Source organism: Cohnella sp. GCM10020058 (assembly GCF_042683485.1).
Taxonomy (GTDB): Bacteria; Bacillota; Bacilli; order Paenibacillales; family Paenibacillaceae; genus Cohnella.
In genome coordinates, this window is the sequence record NZ_JBHUJV010000008.1 from 525159 (window position 1) to 541322 (window position 16164).

Sequence of the window (16164 nt, forward strand, 5' to 3'; positions counted from 1 at the left end):
CGGTGAAGTACGAAATGAAAACGGCAAAATGGATGAGGGAGTTGCCTTTGCACCTGCTGCTCCTGCCCGGCCTCGTCCTGGTGCTCGTGTACAGCTACGTGCCGATGCTCGGCGTCGTGATCGCGTTCCAGAAGTTCACGATTTTCAGCGGCTGGTTCGGCTCGCCGTGGATCGGGCTGGACAACTTCAAGTTCGTGCTGGATATGCCGAACACCGGCCAGGTCATCTGGAACACGCTGTTTATCGCTTGCATGAAAATTATCGCGGGGCTCTTCGTCCCCATCGTCATCGCGCTGCTGCTCAACGAGGTGACCCGCTCGTTCATCAAGCGCGGCGTGCAGACGCTGATCTACCTGCCCCACTTTCTATCCTGGGTTATCCTGGGCGGCATTCTCATCGATCTGCTGTCGCCGTCCGAGGGCATCGTGAACGCCATGCTGGGCAAGCTCGGCATCGAACCGATCTTTTTCCTGGCGGACAATCGCTGGTTCCCGGCGGTGCTGATCCTTTCCGACGTCTGGAAGGAGTTCGGCTTCAGCACGATCGTCTATCTGGCCGCGATCACGAGCGTGAATCCGACGCTGTACGAGGCGGCGGTCATGGACGGAGCCGGGCGCTGGAAGCAGACGCGCCATATCACGCTGCCCGGCATGATGCCGATCATCGTGCTCATGGTGACGCTGAGCCTCGGCAACGTGCTGAACGCCGGCTTCGACCAGGTGTTCAACCTGGCCAACCCGCTCGTATACGAGAGCGGAGACATTCTCGACACGATGATCTACCGGATCGCGTTCAACGACGCGCAGTACGGCGTGGCGACGGCCGTCGGCCTGTTCAAGTCCGTCGTGTCCTTCCTGCTCATATCGGTCTCCTACTGGCTGGCCTACCGGCTGGCGAACTATCGCATTTTCTAGAGAGAGGAGAGATCCAGCTTGCATCATATCTCCCCGGCCAGACGACTGTTTCTAGCGGCGAACGCCGCGTTTCTCAGCTTGCTGGCCGTCTTGTGCTTCCTGCCGCTCGTCCACGTCCTCGCGGTGTCGTTCAGCGAGAGCGCCGCGGTCGCCGCCGGCCAGGTCACGTTCTGGCCGGTCGATTTTACGCTCAAGTCGTACGACTTTATCATCAGCAGGCCGGAGTTCTTGCGTTCCTTCGTTATTACGCTAGAGCGGGTGCTGCTCGGCACCGCCATTAACATGTTGCTGACGATCATGATCGCGTATCCGCTGTCCAAGGACGTAAGGACGTTTCGGATGCGCACGTTTTACGTCTGGATCTTCGTCTTCACAATTCTTTTCGCGGGCGGACTTGTCCCCTGGTACATGACGATCAAGTATACGGGCCTGCTCGATTCGGTGTGGGCGCTCGTCATTCCCGGGGCAGTCCCCGTGTTCAACGTCATCCTGCTGCTGAATTTCTTCCGCGGCCTGCCCAAAGAGCTGGAGGAGTCGTGCTTCATTGACGGCGCCGGCCATCTGCGCACGCTCTGGACGATCTACGTCCCGCTGTCGCTGCCGGGTCTCGCCACCGTCGGCCTGTTCACGATCGTCGGGCACTGGAACGCCTGGTTCGACGGCCTGATTCTGATGAACAAGCCGGAGCACTATCCGCTGTCCTCCTATTTGCAGACGATCATCATCAATTTCGACTTTTCTCACGTGAAGCAGGAAGACCTGTACAAGCTGTCGGCGATCTCGACCCGTACCTCCAAGGCGGCGCAGATCATCGTCGGCGCGCTGCCGATCCTGCTGGCGTATCCGTTTTTGCAAAAATACTTTGTCAAAGGCATCGTGCTGGGGAGCGTGAAAGAGTAAATGAGCGACTTTTTTTACCGGCCGTCGGACGGCGTGCTGGCGGACGTAATCCCGTTCTACGAGGACGGCGAGTTCAAGCTGCTGTATCTGAAGGATTGGCGCGACAAGGAAAACTTCGGCGAAGGGACGCCCTGGTTTCTGCTAGGGACGAAGGACTTCGTAAACTATACCGAATACGGCGAGGTGCTGCCGAGAGGCGGCGAGTCGGAGCAGGATCTGTACATTTATACCGGCTGCATCCTGAAGGTCGGCGAGCTCTATCATATTTTTTACACGGGCAACAACTTCCACTATCCCGCCCAGGGCAAGCTCCAGCAGGCGGTCATGCATGCGACCAGCACCGACCTGCTTCACTGGACCAAGCTTCCGGAGGACGCCTTCTATGCGCCCGCCGACCGCTACGAGCAGCATGACTGGCGCGATCCGTTCGTCTTCTGGAACGAGGAGGCCGGCGAGTACTGGATGCTGCTGGCCGCGCGGCTTAAGGAGGGACCGAGCCGGAGAAGGGGCTGCGTCGCGCTGTGCGCCTCGAAGGATCTGAGCGGCTGGGAGGTGCGCGAGCCGTTCTGGGCACCGTCGCTGTATACGACGCACGAATGTCCGGATCTGTTCCGGATGGGGGACTGGTGGTACCTCGTGTACTCGACGTTCTCGGATCGCACGGTCACGCACTACCGGATGAGCAAATCGCTTGCGGGACCTTGGCTGGCGCCGGAGAACGACACGTTCGACAATCGCGCTTTTTATGCGGCAAAAACGTGGACCGACGGGGAGCGGCGCTACGCGTTCGGCTGGAACCCGACGCGGGAGGGCGAGCACGACGAAGGCACCTGGCAGTGGGGCGGCAACCTGGTCGTGCACGAAATCGTGCAGCAGGCCGACGGCTCGCTGACGGTGCGGATGCCGGATTCGGTCCGGACGGCGATGACGCGGCGGGTGGACGTCGCGCTGCGAGAGGCCGTCGGCAGGTGGCGGATTGGCGGGGAAAGCGAAGGGGCGAGCGCGACATCGATTCGAGCGGCGGATGCCGGCGAGAGTGGCGAAGCTGCGGGCGTATGCACGGCTGCCGCCGAAGCGCCGGATTCGTTCGCGGCTGCCGCTGCGGCATCGCTGCCTTCCCGATGCAGGCTGTCGGTGACCGTGACCTTCGGGGCGGACACGCGAAGCTGCGGCGTGCTGCTGCGGACGGACGAAGCGCTGGACCGGGGCTACATGATCCGTCTCGAGCCCGGGCGGCAGCGCCTTGTCTTCGACCGCTGGCCGAGAAAGGGAGACGTTCCCTTCGAGGTCGGTCTCGAGCGTCCCGTCGCGTTGACGCCGGGCGTCGCCTGCCGGCTCGACGTCGTGATCGACGGCACGGTTTGCGAGGTGTACGTGGACGACACGGTCGCGATGAGCGCGCGGCTGTACGACCACCGAGAGGGGGGATGGGGGCTGTTCGTGAGCGAAGGCAGCGCAAGCTTCGAAACCGTATTGCTTGAACCGTAAGGCTCGGAAAGCAACGATCGGAAGGGGATGCGACGATGAATGCGAGTTGGAGCGGGAAGTGGAAGAAGACGATGATGACGGGGCTTGCGGCCGTCATGATCTGGGCGGGCGCGCTCGCGGGGGGCGGCCTGGCTGCGGCTGACGGTCCCGCCGTGACCTTGAACGCCTCGACGGGCGCTTTGAATTTCACCTACGGTACGGTAACGCTGGTCAAGGGGAGCGGCACAGCGCTGACGGGCATCCGGCACCGGACGCTGGGCGGCGGCAGCGGGTTGTGGAACGATACGGCCGTCTCCGCCTCGACCGTCAAGAAGGGGCATACGACCTACGGACAGACATGGGGCAGCGGCCAGAGCCTGGCCGAGCTCGAGACGACCGTGGCGACCAAGTACGACGGCACGCTCACGATCAGCCAAAACGCCGATACGCAGACGGGCGGCATCTCGGGCGTCCAGTGGGGACTCGTCGTGCCGGATACGTACGACCTGATCCTCCCGGTGCTGGGCGGCATCCGGCTGACGGCCGAATCGCCGGACGCGGCGTACGGCTTCCAGCAGTTCGACTATCCGAACATCTGGGAAGCGCAGATGTTTATCATCCAGGGCAGCGGCGGCGGCATGCTCGTCCACGGCGACGACGACGCCCGGTTTTTCAAGTCGCTGCACGTGAAGCACGAGAACGGAAATTTTTACGTCGGCGTGGAAACTTATGCGCCAGCGCCGTTCGCGCAGGTGCGCAAGGCCGTGTCCACCGGCTGGCGACTGAAGGCCTATACGGGCGATTGGGTGAACGGGGCGACGCTGTACCGGACGTGGGCGGACAAAAAGTTCGACTTGTCCAAGCTGTCGAAGCTGCAGCCGGCGTGGGCCAAGGACGTGCAGTTCACCGTGCTGACGGATCTGGAGGACGCGCAGACGCTGAACGCGCTGGCGCAGGAGGTGGAACCGTCTCAGACGCTGCTCGTCGTGCCCGGCTGGCGCGAGGATCCGTACGACGTCGACTTTCCGGACTATACGCCGAAGGCCGATATCGCGGCCAAGATTCAGGCGGCGCAGGCGCTCGGCTTCAAGGTCATGCTGTACGTCAACATTTTCGGCGTCGACCCCAACAATCTGGCGTTCGCGTCAATGCAGCCGTATCAGGTCAAGGATCCTTTCTCGCTCCAACCTGTTTTCTCCGAATATACCGCGGGCTCGAGTCATATCAAGTTCGCGCAGATCAATCCGGCTTCGCAGGCGTGGCGGACGCTGTTCGTCGGCAAAATGGCGCAGCTCGTCCAGTCGCTTCATCCGGACGGCATCCATCTCGACCAGTCGCTGCTCATGTACAACGATGCCAATGGCGCCATCGACGGCCGCAACATGCTGCAGGGCAACATCGCGCTGCACCGCGAGCTGAGAGAGCAGCTTCCATCTAATGTGGCGCTCGGCGGCGAGAGTCTCAACGAGATTACGACCCGGTACGAGTCGTTCGCCCAGCGGCATGCGTACGGCATTTTTGCGCAGACCGGCACCTGGGACGACAGCAAGATCGACCAGGTCGTACCGGCGAGCTCGGCCATCTTCGCGCCTTATACGACCATCTACGGACATCCCGATCATGCGAACCCGCTGACCGAGGACTATTTCATCGCCTGGCACAAGGTCGTCCAGAACCGGCTCGGCGCCATTCCGATGCTCACCCGGCCGAACTACGCGCAAGTCGCGAACCCGTCGCCGCTGATGGCGCAGCTGTTCGCGGAGGCGCGCTGGTACCAGGATAACAAGCCGCAGATCGACTTCAGCCAGTGGGATGCCAATTCGTTGTTCGCTTTCAAGACGGCAAGCGGGAAGTCGGCCAAGTACGAGCGGGACGCCTACGGGGAAAAGCTGACCGCTTACGGGGCCGGGGCCTCGGGAGGCAATGTCGGGGTGCTGCGCTACTTGTACGGCTCGGACAGCGTGACGCTGCCGGGACGGATCCCCGGGTGGTATCTGTATGACAGCACCAAGCTGTTCGGGCTGAACCCCGGCAAGACTTACCTGTACGTTGACGAGCCGCGCGACCAGGCCGCCTTCCATATCGACGGAATGCCCGCGGACGTCGCGATGAAGTCGGTGGCCGTTCATACGAATCATACCGTGCTTTCCCTGCAGGATCTGCAGCAGCCGGCGGCCGTAGACTTCATGAATTATGCGGGTCCGATCCGCGCGGGCGAGAAGCTTGCCGACGGTACCGTTCATCAGACGGCAGCTGCGTTCTCCTCTATCGGCGGATTCTCGTATACGTTTGCACAAGGCGGGACCGTGCAGCACTGGGGCGATCGCATCCTCGCGCACCCGCCGTACTCGGGCGTGTGGCAGGGCGGACATACGTGGCTCGAGTTCGACGTGACGCTGCCCGCTGACCGCAAGCCGACCTTTGAGACCGGCGTCCAGCTCGGCTCGGAGGTGAACGTGGCGAGCAGCGACGGCGTGACGTTTAAGGTGTATGCCTGGGAAAAAGCTGCGCCAGCCGCTACGCGGCCGGTGCTGAGCAAGGAGCAGTTCAGCCACAGCGCGACGCCGACGCCGGTATCGCTGGATCTGTCTTCGTTCAAGGGCAAGGAGGTTACGATCCGCATGGAGACGCATCCCGGCACGACGGTCGACAACGACTCCGCCGTCTGGGTGGCGCCGCATGTTGCGCTGGCGCAGACGGGCGCTGCACGCAGTGTGGATCTGACGCTCGTCAGCCCGCGGCAGCTTGCGTCGGTGGCTTCGGCGTCCGGACTGGCGACGTACACGTCGCTCGGCGCGAACCGCTACAAGATCACGGCGCCCGCGACGGACCAAGTGTATCTGATTTATAGCGCGGGCGGGACCGTGCAGCTCCCGCTGTCGCTGTCCGCGCAGGCGTTCGACTCGAATCTGCAGTTCGAGGACGGATCGACGGCGCCGCCGCAGGATCCGTTCGGCGGCAAGGTCGGCACCGGCGCCGTGCTGGGCGTGCAGAAGCAGGGGCTCGACGCGCATCCGCCGCAGCATGGGCAGACCCGCGTCGACTACGTCGTGACGCTGCCTTCGGGCGGCGCGAAGCTGACCGGGTTCGCGGGCATCAAGGACGGCGCGGAGGATTCGCAGGGCGTCGGCTTCCGCGTCGCCGTAAACGGCAGCGAGCGCTGGTCCGACGACCTGCAGCCCGGCGGCGCATGGACGCCGTTTAGCGTCTCTCTTTCCGCCTATGCGGGCAAGACCGTCGTCATCACCTTGATTACCGACTCGCTAGGCGATTACGGCTACGACTGGGCATTCTGGGGAGAGCCGAAGCTGGAGGCGCTGCCTTAAAGGAAACGTTGGGTGGATAGGCACGTTTATGAGCAGCATGCCGATGAGCCGCACGGATGACCGTGCGGCTTTTTGGCGTGCGCAACGCGGGGGACCAGGACACGGAGCAGTCCGTGGTTTGGGAGTCCATAGCGGAACTTATTTCCGCTATCGGCCCCGAGGCAGTTAGTTTGGGAGTCCATAGCGGAACTTACTTCCGCTATCGGCCCCGGGGCAGTTAGTTTGGGAGTCGATAGCGGAACTTAATTCCGCTATAAGCCCCATCGCAGTTAGTTTGTGAGTCGATAGCGGAACTTAATTCCGCTATAAGCCCCATGGCAGTTAGTTTGGAGGCCATAGCGGAACTCTCTTCCGCTATAAGCCCCAAGGCAGTTAGTTTGGGAGGCGATAGCGGAACTCTCTTCCGCTATCAGCCCCAGTGCAGCCGTTTAGCCAAAATATAGCGCCGTCGGCAGCCCCCGCACGCCGACATCCGCGCAGAAAAGTCCGCCCGCGTGCGGCTGAGCCGCCAATGCGGCTTCATCGAGACCGACGCGTGCCGTCGTGATATAAAGCCGGTCCAACTGCTCGCCGCCGAACGCGCAGGAGGTCACCTGCGAGGCCGGCACCGCTACGGACAGCAGCTTCTCTCCGGTCGCAGGGTTCCAGCGGGTCACCTGCCAACCGCCCCAATGGGCGATCCACAGCATGCCCTCGGCGTCGATGGTCATCCCGTCGGGGAAGCCCTCTTCCTCGGGAATCTCCGCAACGACGCGGCGATTGGCCACCGCTCCCGACGCTATGTCGTAGTCGAAGGCGAAAACGCACCGCGTCGGCGTGTCGATGTAATACATCGTGGCGCCGTCGCCGGACCACGCGAGTCCGTTCGAGATGGTGACGCCGGGCACGAGCGGCGTGACTGCATGTCCCGCGTCCAGGCTATACAGCGTTCCCCGGCCCTGTTCTTCGTCCATCGACATCGTGCCTGCCATATAGCGTCCGGCGGGATCGCATTTGCCGTCGTTGAACCGGTTGCCGGGGAGAGACGCTTCGGCCTCGGCGAGCAATGTCAGCTCGGCGGATGTCGGATCGTAGCCGTAAAAGCCGTCCTGCAGCGTGAGCGCAAAGCCGCCCGAGCGCCGCGGCACGATCGAACTGACATAAGGTGATAGTTCCAGCTTGCGGTCGCTATTCGGCTCCGCGGGGCGATGGCTGTGCACGCGATGGGACAAGATGTCCACCCAGTACAGGCTGTTGTCGCGCGCGTCCCACATCGGCCCTTCGCCCAATTGGGCCTGCACGTCGCTGGCGAGCGCCACCGTTATTTTCAAATCTGCAGTCATCCTATCGAACCTCCGTTTTTGTTAAAGTAGACATGGTTGTATGCGCTTAACTTAACATGCAAGCCGCGCCTTGCTCAAGCCGCAGTATTCGTGTTCTTGCCAAACGCGTCCTGCCCATTCCCTATAATAGATTCTTACGAATCCGTTACTGCCACGTCAGCTTGAGCGTATGCAGGTAGTCGAACAGCGCCTCCCGGAACGAATCCGGACTCGCGGCGGTGGCCTCGATCAGCTTGGCGACCTGCGCGCGTGTCCGGCCTGCATGCGGCGCCTGCCACCGCCAGACGTTGCGATGCCAGAACAAGCGGGAGGCCGACGTTTGGAAGGTTTTGGTCATTTCGCCGTTGTTGCAGCGCTGGACAAGTCCGATCAGCAGCTCGTATTCGAACGCCGCGAAGGCCCCGTAATTTTCTAAATCGCCGCCGATCAAGGCGCGGTAAGCTTCCGATCTTTCGCGAGACCAAGCCTGCAGCGACGCTTGTCCGGCAGGGAAAACGGCGCTGACGGCGAATAACGCCATGGCGGCGATCATCTCCAGCAGGTCGCCCACGCGCTGCGACGAGGAATCGAGGATCAGCACGCCGTGCTTGGAGGCGATCCGTACGTAGCCTTCGAGCTCAAGCTGCTGCAGCGCGGCGCGGACCGGCGTACGGCTCATGTCGAGCTGTCGACCGAGCTGAACCTCCGAGGTGACTGAGCCCTTCGGACATTCCCCGGTTTCGATCATGTCCAGAATGCGGGCGTAAGCTTGTTGGCGCAAGGTCGGTTGGCCCATTCTTTCAAGTCCTTCTCTCTCGCGAGATTCGTTGAATCGAGTATGATAATCATAGAACATGCGCCATCGGAAAGGAAGATCGTAGACGATGCCCGAGACCGGTACGACATTGAGAGACGAGGCTTTTCGGCAAATCAAAGAGCGGATCGTTCAGGGGGAATGGGGCGGAGGGACGTTTCTGTCGGAGCGGCGGCTCAGCGAGACGCTGCAGATGAGCAAGACGCCGATTCGTTCGGCCCTGGACCGGCTGGAGATGATGGGACTGGTGAGGCTGATGCCGAACCAGGGCTTCGTCGTGCAGGAGATCTCGCTGCGGAAGATTATGGACATCTACGAGCTGAGGCTGTCGCTGGAGACGTTCGCGGTCGGCAGGCTGACTGGCAACATGGACAGGGCATTTTTCGGCAGGCTGGACGAAAACTTGGACAAGCAGGCGGAGGCGGCGGAGCGCGAGGATATTGTCGGTTACGTCGAGCTGGACCGGCAGTTCCACGAAGCGATCATCGCGGGGCTGGCCAACGAAGAATACGCGGACGCGATGTCGCGTATTCAGGACAAGTTTCTGATGGCCGTGCGCACGACGTTTTACAAAAACAAAAGCCGGCTGTGGGGCAGTCTGGCGGAGCACCGGAAAATCCGGGACGCGCTGGCCGGCGACGATCCGTCGCTCACCGAACGGCTGATTCGCGATCACATCGAATTCGTGAAGCAGATTATGCTCTGATAGGAACATGCTCTAACGCGCCGATACCCTGGATTGCTGATGTATACAAGTGTGACATCTTGAGCGTCTAATTCCGTCGTGCTACGTTTAAACCATCCTTTTCAGACGGAGGTTAAGCGGCATGAAAATTACGGACGTGCGCACTTATATCGTGGGGAACCCGTGGAAGAATTGGCTGTTCGTGCAGCTGGATACGGACGAGGGATTAACGGGCTTGGGCGAAGGAACGCTGAACGGGCTGGCCAAAACGGTCGAAGCCGCGATTCATGAGCTGAAGCATCTGGTGCTCGGCATGGATCCTTTCGACGTGGAGACGATCTCGCTCAAGCTGATCCGCGACGTCTATTCGGACGGCGGACAGGTACAAGGCTCCGCGCTGGCAGCGATCGAGACCGCGTGCTGGGACATTATGGGCAAGGCGACCGGACAGCCGATTTACAAGCTGCTCGGCGGCAGATGCCACGACAAGCTGCGCTGCTACGCGAACGGCTGGTACCGCGGCGGCAACGACGAGGAGAGCTTTTACAATCAAGCGAAGGAAGTCGTCGAAAAGGGTTATACGGCGCTTAAATTCGATCCGTTCGGCGCGGCCTGGCGCACCGTCGAGCGGGCCGATTTTGCGAACGCCGTCCGCAACATCGCCGCCGTTCGCCAGGCGGTCGGGCCGGACGTCGACATCCTTATCGAGGGTCATAACCGGTTCAGCGTGCATACCGCCCTGCAGTTCGCGGAAGCCATGGCGCCCCACAGCCCGACCTGGTTCGAAGCGCCGGTGCCGCCGTCCCGCGTCTCGTCGGTCGTCGAAGTGGCCAAGCGCAGTCCGGTGCCGATCGCATGCGGCGAGGACTACTACAACCGCGAGCAATTCGCCGAGCTGCTGAAGCACGATGCGGTCCATATCATCCAGCTCGAGCCGCAATTCCTCGGCCTGACCGCCTCGAAGCAGATTGCAGGCATGGTCCACGCGCACAACGGCGTCACCGCGCCGCACAGCGCCCAAGGCCCGATCTGCTCGATCGTCTGCTCCCACCTGAACATGGCGACGCCGAATTTCTTCATTCACGAGATTTTCGACGACTTCAACCACTCGTGGGCGCAGGATATTTTCACCCCGCCGTTCAAGGTCGTGGACGGCTATCTCCAGCCGCCGGAACGGCCGGGTCTCGGCGTCGAGATCAACCTGGAGGAAGCCGCCAAATATCCGTACGCTCCGGGTCACTGGCTGCCGCTGTTCAAGCAGGGCTGGGAGAAGCGGGAGCCGGTCGAATCGTGAGGAGGAAACGGGCATGAAAGCGTTAGTGTATGAAGGACCGCGCACGATGAATGTCAGGGACGTTCCGCTGCCGGCGCTGCAGCCGGACGAGGTGCTCGTGCGCGTGTCGCATGCGGGCATCTGCGGCTCCGAGCTGGGCGGCTATCTCGGGCACAATTCGTTGCGCAAGCCGCCGCTGATCATGGGGCACGAGTTCTCGGGCACGATCGAGCAGGTCGGCGAGCAGGCGGCTCATTTCCAAGTCGGGGACCGGGTGACGGCGAATCCGCTGGTCACCTGCGGCGAATGCCGGTATTGCCTGAACGGGGCGTCGCAGCTGTGCGGCGCCCGCAAGCTGCTCGGCGCGCACCGGCCGGGCGCGTTCGCGGAATTCGTAGCGGTGCCTGCGCGTAATGTGTACCGGCTGGACGACCATGTCTCGTTCGCGGAGGGCGCGCTGGCCGAGCCGTACGCATGCGCGATTCACGTCTGCCGCCTACTCGCGCTCGCACCGACGGACCGGCTGCTCATCTACGGCGCGGGTCCGATCGGGCTGTTCGCGCTGCAGGCGGCGGCAGCTTACGGCATTCGCGACGCGGTCGTCGTCGACCTGAACGCGTCGCGGCTCGAGATCGCGCGGGAGCTCGGCGGCATCGCGGTGTCGAGCCTGGACGAACTGCCGGGCGGCATCGGCGAAGGGTTCGACGCGGTGATCGACGCCGTCGGCGCAGAGGCGACGCGGCAGCGGAGCATGGCGGCCGCGCGGCCGGGAGGGACGGTCGTCTTCACCGGACTGCACGAGGCGGACAGCCGGCTGCCCGTCAACGACATGATTCGTGCCGAGATCGGCACGAAGGGCGCGTTCGCTTACTCGCGCGACGACTTCGAGACGGCGCTGCGATGGATCGGGCAGGGGCGGATCAACCTTCTCCCCTGGACGGAGACGACTTCGCTTGGCGAGGGCGGCGCCGCCTTCGAGAAGCTGATCGGCGGACCGGGCAAGATCGCGAAGATTTTTCTAACGTTAGAACAGGAGGCGCAGCTTGAATGAAGCTCGTGCAGTTTTACGATAGACAGGATGAAGCGCGCAAGCTTCAGGTAGGCGTACTCAAGGGAGAAGACGAGATCGTCGCCTTGAGCGCGGCGGGGACGATGCGGAACGTCATCGAGTTGGGAAAAGTTGCAGAGTTGGAGCAAGGAGCCGTTTACCGCCTTTCGGACGTGAAGCTGCTGTCGCCGCTCACCGATCCGGAGAAAATTGTCTGCATCGGGCTGAACTATCACGACCACGTGATCGAGTCCAACATGCAGGTGCCCAAGGTGCCGGTCCTGTTTCCCAAATACAACAACTGCCTGACCGGGCACGAGGACGAGGTGGCCATCCCGGCCGAAGTGACGCAGTGCGACTATGAGGTAGAGCTGGCTGTCGTCATCGGCAAGACGGCCAAGCGCGTGCCGCTTGAATCGGCCATGGATTACGTGTTCGGCTACACCGTGTTGAACGACGTGAGCGCGCGGGACATTCAGCTGAACGAGCCCCAATGGACGCGCGGCAAAGCAATCGACGGCTTCGCGCCGACGGGGCCGTGGATCGTGACGGCCGACGAGATCGCGGATCCGGGCAAGCTCGGTATCTCGCTCAAGCTGAACAGCGTGACGATGCAGGATTCGAATACGAAGGAACTGATTTTCGACGTCCCGTACCTGGTCTCGTTTCTGTCCAATACGATGACGCTCCGGCCGGGAGACATCATCAGCACGGGGACGCCGCCGGGCGTCGGCATGGGGAAGAAGCCGCAGGTGTGGCTGAAGCCCGGCGACGTCGTCGAGGCGACGGTCGAAGGGATCGGCACGCTGCGCAATACGTTCGTGTCCGAACAAATCCGATGAACGGCAGGTGCGGCGATGAGCTGGGAAAATAAAGTCGTAATCGTAACGGGCGGCGGGGGCGGCATCGGACGCGCGGTCGCGATGCGGTTCGCGGGTGCCGGCGCATCGGTGGTCGCTGTCGGCCGCACGCTGTCCAAGGTGCAGGACGTCGTAGACGAGATTGCCGCGGCGGGCGGACGCGCGGTCGCGATGGCCGCCGACGTCTCGTCCGAGGCGGACGTGACGCGAGTCATTCGGGATGCGCAAGAAGCGTTCGGCCGGATCGACGTCATGGTCAACAACGCGGCGGTATGCCCGCAGGTCCGGCTGACCGACATGAGCCTGGATCAGTGGAACGGCGTCATTACGAACAATCTCACCTCCGTCTTCCTGTTCTGCCGGGGCGTCGTTCCGGTCATGCTGGAGCAGGGCGGCGGCGTGATCGTGAACGTCAGCTCGGTGCACGCGCTCGCGACGCTGGACGGCTATTCGGCCTACGCGGCGTCGAAGGCGGGCATCGCCGGGCTCACGCGGGCGATCGCGCTCGACTTCGCGAAGCAGAACATCCGCGCCAATACGGTGCTGCCGGGTGCGGTGCGGACGCCGATGCTCGAGAGCAGCGTCAAAAATCTCGATACGCCGCGGGACGAGATCATGAAGCAGTGGGACCAGTCGCAGCCGATCGGCCGCGTCGGGCAGCCGGAGGAGATCGCGTCCGTCGTCATGTTCGCGGCCAGTCCCGACAACTCGTTCATGACGGGTGCCACGCTGGTCGCCGATGGCGGCATGACGGTGGAGCTTTAGTTGATATTAAAGTTTAATTAGCCTCTTTTTTCCAAACATGAAGCATGCACGAACGCTTTTGAGCGTTCGCGCATGCTTTTTTGTTTACCGCTTCGTTACCGAATGGATACAAACTTTCTGCATTTTTGAAATATTCGGTTGATACATTGATAGAAAAAGATTGCGAGGTGATCGACTTTGAATCGTTGGCGCAGACCCTTAGTCCTGTTGGCCGTCGCTGCGGCGCTCAGCGGATGCGGCACGCAACCGTTTGGCGGCTCCGCGGCCGAGCATGCCGGCGCTGCCCATACACAGCCGCCCGCTTCGCATGCCGGTACACCCATTTCTCAAGCCGTCTCCCAGATCGGCAACCCGGCGAGCGGAGCGACGCCGATCCCGATTTCCGTCAAGCAGAAGAAGCCGATCAACATGATTTTCGCGGGCGATACGATGATGGACGGCAGCGTCAAAGAAGCGATCCGCCGGAACGGCGCTGATTATCCGTTCACCCAGATTAAGGACGAGGTGGGCAGGGCGGATTACGCCGTGCTTAATCTGGAGACGTCGGTGACGGAGGCGTCGGATAAAGACCTGAACCAGCGCTTTAATTTCAAATCGGAGGCGGGCTCGCTGGACGGGATCAAGCATGCGGGCTTCGATATGGTGTCGCTAGGTAACAACCACGTGCTCGATTATAAGGAGAAAGGTTTAAGAGACACGCTCAAGAATGTCGAGAAGGCCGGCTTGCGCCATGTCGGTGCGGGCCTGAACGAGGAGGAGGCGTTTCGCTTCGAGACCGTTCAGTTGAACGGCGCTACGGTTAAAATAGGCGCGGTGACGCGCTTCATGCCGACGACCGCCTGGAAGGCGACCGACAAGAAGCCGGGCGTAGCGAGCGCCTACGAGCCGGACAAGATTCTGGCGGCCATCCGCGCCGCGAGCAAGGATGCGGATTATGTCCTCGTTTTTATCCATTGGGGCGTGGAAAATACGACTTCGCCGCAGCCCTGGCAGCGCAAGCTGGGGGCGGACATGCTGGACGCGGGAGCCAGCGCGGTTATCGGCAGCCATCCGCATGTGCTGCAGGGCTTCGAGTTCCATAAGGGCAAACCGATCGCGTACTCCATCGGCAATTTCCTTTTCCCCGACTATGTAAAAGGAAAGAAGGCGGACACTGGCCTGCTTAATCTTACATTGGATAAAGGGAAAGTCAGCGTATCCTTCCACCCGCTCTCCATCCGCAACAACCGAATTGTAAACCGGGATGCGGCGTATGAAACCGCGCAGCTCGCATATATGGAGGACTTGTCTTACGGCGTAGAGCTGCACGATCAGGCGTTCCTTGAGCAGAAATAAACGCGCACCGGCGGGCGTGCAGGACCTCCGGCGGATCGGAAGAACCTCTTCAGGTCCGGCCGTGAACGCATCTTAAGGCCGTTCCGGCATGCCAGTCCTTTCCAGTACAGTGAGGGTACCAACTCACGGGGAAGGGATGCGGCGGATATGCAGGCGCAGGGCGACATCGGTCATGGAGCGAAGCAAGGAAGACGATTGTTCGAAGGAGAAAAGGGGCTGGTGCTGACCGGCCTCCTCGGATTTATGCTGGCGGCGTTGTGCGGGATCTGGACGTTGGTTAACGGAGGGGAGATCTCGCCGGGCGGCGACGTCTCCAAGGCGTTCTCGTTCAACGCGGCGCTGGGCATTTTTCTGTTGTCGACCGCGGCGATCATGCCTTTGTCGGCGCTGGGCGAACGAAGTCGGCTTTGGTTCCGAAGGGTGTATATCGGTCTCGCCCTGTACGCTTACGGCGCGGAGACGATTCAAAACTTCCGCGGCGTCAATCCGAGATTCGTCGAGAACGGCTCGGCGTTTGACCAAGCGGTAGGCAATATTTTCGGGTTCGTCGCGATGCTGCTGATCGTGTTTTATCTGTATGTCGGCGTTCAGTTTTTCCGTGCAAGAGCTTACAGACTGCGTCCGGAAATGGCAATCGGCATCCGCTACGCCATGATCGCCGTCACCGTCTCGTTCGCGGCGGGCATCTGGATCTCGGTCGGCCAGAGCCGGTTCACCGGCGCGGAAGGCAATATCATCTGGCTGCACGGACTCGGCTTCCATGCGCTTCAGGCCGTGCCGCTGGTCGCCTGGCTCGCGGAACGCACCAGTGCGAACGCGCGGGCACGGCGCGCCATCGTACACATCGCCGGCATCTCGTATCTGCTCGGCCTTGCCGCGATCGGCTGGCTGACGATAGAGGGCCGCACGCTGCTGGAATGGTCGCCGCTGCCGGTCGCGGCTGGCTTCTGCTTCCTGGTCTCGCTGGCCGCCGGCGCGTCGGCGCTACGCCGGGTCTTGCGCGAGATGCGGACGGCTGGAGGCGAGAAGCGGGCCGTGGGTGTCTAGCTCCCCAACATTGGCGGCATCTCGTAGGCAGGTAAGCGTGCATTAGGCATGCCGGAGCTTTTCGGCGGCTTGCGGACCCCGAAAGCCTGCATTTATACCTGTATTTTCTGCCGAATGGCTGCATGGAATGAAATACCTGCAAATGTGCAGGTAAATTTATAGCACAAGCCGGAAACCCGGCTGACGGAGGAAAATACCTGCGTTTTCGCATCTTTTTTGTCCGATGGAGGCGATATTGGCAAAAAAAGATGTATATTTGCAGGCTTTGCGGCGAAAGAACGAAGCGGGCGACGATCGGCTAATCCATTGGAACGGCCCGTCGGAGCAGACCGTCGGAGCGGCTCACGAATGAATCATCGCCAGGTGTTTTTTATGCGTACTCTCCGTACTAATTCGGGCGGAGGCAAACCTGCACAGGTAAGTGTCTTA

General features: G+C 61.7%; 13 protein-coding genes. 11 read left to right on the top strand and 2 right to left on the bottom strand.

The features are described from left to right. The first annotated feature begins 14 nt into the window (after window positions 1-14). From ACFSR7_RS14690 to ACFSR7_RS14705, 4 genes are read left to right on the top strand one after another with little or no spacing between them, the layout of a single operon-like run. Window positions 15-914, top strand: coding sequence for an ABC transporter permease (locus ACFSR7_RS14690; RefSeq protein WP_378162702.1), 900 nt, complete (start codon window positions 15-17; stop codon window positions 912-914). Window positions 915-932: 18 nt separating this feature from the next. Further along, window positions 933-1814: a carbohydrate ABC transporter permease gene (locus ACFSR7_RS14695; protein WP_378162704.1), complete on the top strand. Its 882-nt coding sequence runs from the start codon at window positions 933-935 to the stop codon at window positions 1812-1814. Continuing rightward, a complete protein-coding gene (locus ACFSR7_RS14700; protein ID WP_378162706.1) occupies window positions 1815-3302 on the top strand; it encodes a GH32 C-terminal domain-containing protein in 1488 nt (495 codons plus the stop codon). Between the two features lie 35 nt (window positions 3303-3337). After that, complete coding sequence (locus ACFSR7_RS14705; protein ID WP_378162708.1) at window positions 3338-6607, top strand: DUF6259 domain-containing protein; 3270 nt, start codon at window positions 3338-3340, stop codon at window positions 6605-6607. A gap of 428 nt (window positions 6608-7035) precedes the next feature. Here ACFSR7_RS14705 and ACFSR7_RS14710 read toward each other — a convergent pair whose 3' ends face one another. Together ACFSR7_RS14710 and ACFSR7_RS14715 are read right to left on the bottom strand one after the other, a co-directional pair. Then, window positions 7036-7929 (bottom strand): SMP-30/gluconolactonase/LRE family protein, encoded by an 894-nt coding sequence (locus ACFSR7_RS14710; protein WP_378162710.1) that lies wholly within the window; start codon window positions 7927-7929, stop codon window positions 7036-7038. Between the two features lie 145 nt (window positions 7930-8074). Continuing rightward, window positions 8075-8704 (bottom strand): GntR family transcriptional regulator, encoded by a 630-nt coding sequence (locus ACFSR7_RS14715; protein WP_378162712.1) that lies wholly within the window; start codon window positions 8702-8704, stop codon window positions 8075-8077. Window positions 8705-8792: 88 nt separating this feature from the next. On the opposite strand from ACFSR7_RS14715, the gene ACFSR7_RS14720 reads away from it, so the two are divergent. The 7 genes from ACFSR7_RS14720 (at window position 8793) to ACFSR7_RS14750 (ending at window position 15735) form a co-directional block, all read left to right on the top strand. Next, window positions 8793-9428 (top strand): GntR family transcriptional regulator, encoded by a 636-nt coding sequence (locus ACFSR7_RS14720; RefSeq protein ID WP_378162714.1) that lies wholly within the window; start codon window positions 8793-8795, stop codon window positions 9426-9428. A gap of 121 nt (window positions 9429-9549) precedes the next feature. Continuing rightward, window positions 9550-10701, top strand: a complete 1152-nt coding sequence (locus ACFSR7_RS14725; RefSeq protein ID WP_378162716.1) for a mandelate racemase/muconate lactonizing enzyme family protein — start codon at window positions 9550-9552, stop codon at window positions 10699-10701. Window positions 10702-10714: 13 nt separating this feature from the next. Beyond that, window positions 10715-11731: a galactitol-1-phosphate 5-dehydrogenase gene (locus ACFSR7_RS14730; protein ID WP_378162717.1), complete on the top strand. Its 1017-nt coding sequence runs from the start codon at window positions 10715-10717 to the stop codon at window positions 11729-11731. Further along, a complete protein-coding gene (locus ACFSR7_RS14735) occupies window positions 11728-12570 on the top strand; it encodes a fumarylacetoacetate hydrolase family protein (RefSeq protein ID WP_378162719.1) in 843 nt (280 codons plus the stop codon). Before ACFSR7_RS14730 ends, ACFSR7_RS14735 begins: the two co-directional genes overlap by 4 nt. Before the next feature lie 15 nt (window positions 12571-12585). Beyond that, the gene (locus ACFSR7_RS14740; RefSeq protein ID WP_378162720.1) at window positions 12586-13353 is read left to right on the top strand and encodes an SDR family NAD(P)-dependent oxidoreductase; all 768 of its coding nucleotides are present in this window, start codon (window positions 12586-12588) and stop codon (window positions 13351-13353) included. Between the two features lie 177 nt (window positions 13354-13530). Next, window positions 13531-14688, top strand: a complete 1158-nt coding sequence (locus tag ACFSR7_RS14745; protein WP_378162721.1) for a CapA family protein — start codon at window positions 13531-13533, stop codon at window positions 14686-14688. Between the two features lie 147 nt (window positions 14689-14835). Then, window positions 14836-15735, top strand: coding sequence for a hypothetical protein (locus tag ACFSR7_RS14750; RefSeq protein WP_378162723.1), 900 nt, complete (start codon window positions 14836-14838; stop codon window positions 15733-15735). Window positions 15736-16164: the final 429 nt, after the last annotated feature.

Bases quoted from the DNA above. Each gene is read 5' to 3' on its own strand.
- ACFSR7_RS14690 (WP_378162702.1), top strand. From the start codon at position 15: ATGAAAACGGCAAAATGGATGAGGGAGTTGCCTTTGCACCTGCTGCTC.
- ACFSR7_RS14700 (WP_378162706.1), top strand. From the start codon at position 1,815: ATGAGCGACTTTTTTTACCGGCCGTCGGACGGCGTGCTGGCGGACGTA.
- ACFSR7_RS14705 (WP_378162708.1), top strand. From the start codon at position 3,338: ATGAATGCGAGTTGGAGCGGGAAGTGGAAGAAGACGATGATGACGGGG.
- ACFSR7_RS14710 (WP_378162710.1), bottom strand. From the start codon at position 7,929: ATGACTGCAGATTTGAAAATAACGGTGGCGCTCGCCAGCGACGTGCAG.
- ACFSR7_RS14715 (WP_378162712.1), bottom strand. From the start codon at position 8,704: ATGGGCCAACCGACCTTGCGCCAACAAGCTTACGCCCGCATTCTGGAC.
- ACFSR7_RS14720 (WP_378162714.1), top strand. From the start codon at position 8,793: ATGCCCGAGACCGGTACGACATTGAGAGACGAGGCTTTTCGGCAAATC.
- ACFSR7_RS14725 (WP_378162716.1), top strand. From the start codon at position 9,550: ATGAAAATTACGGACGTGCGCACTTATATCGTGGGGAACCCGTGGAAG.
- ACFSR7_RS14730 (WP_378162717.1), top strand. From the start codon at position 10,715: ATGAAAGCGTTAGTGTATGAAGGACCGCGCACGATGAATGTCAGGGAC.
- ACFSR7_RS14735 (WP_378162719.1), top strand. From the start codon at position 11,728: ATGAAGCTCGTGCAGTTTTACGATAGACAGGATGAAGCGCGCAAGCTT.
- ACFSR7_RS14740 (WP_378162720.1), top strand. From the start codon at position 12,586: ATGAGCTGGGAAAATAAAGTCGTAATCGTAACGGGCGGCGGGGGCGGC.
- ACFSR7_RS14750 (WP_378162723.1), top strand. From the start codon at position 14,836: ATGCAGGCGCAGGGCGACATCGGTCATGGAGCGAAGCAAGGAAGACGA.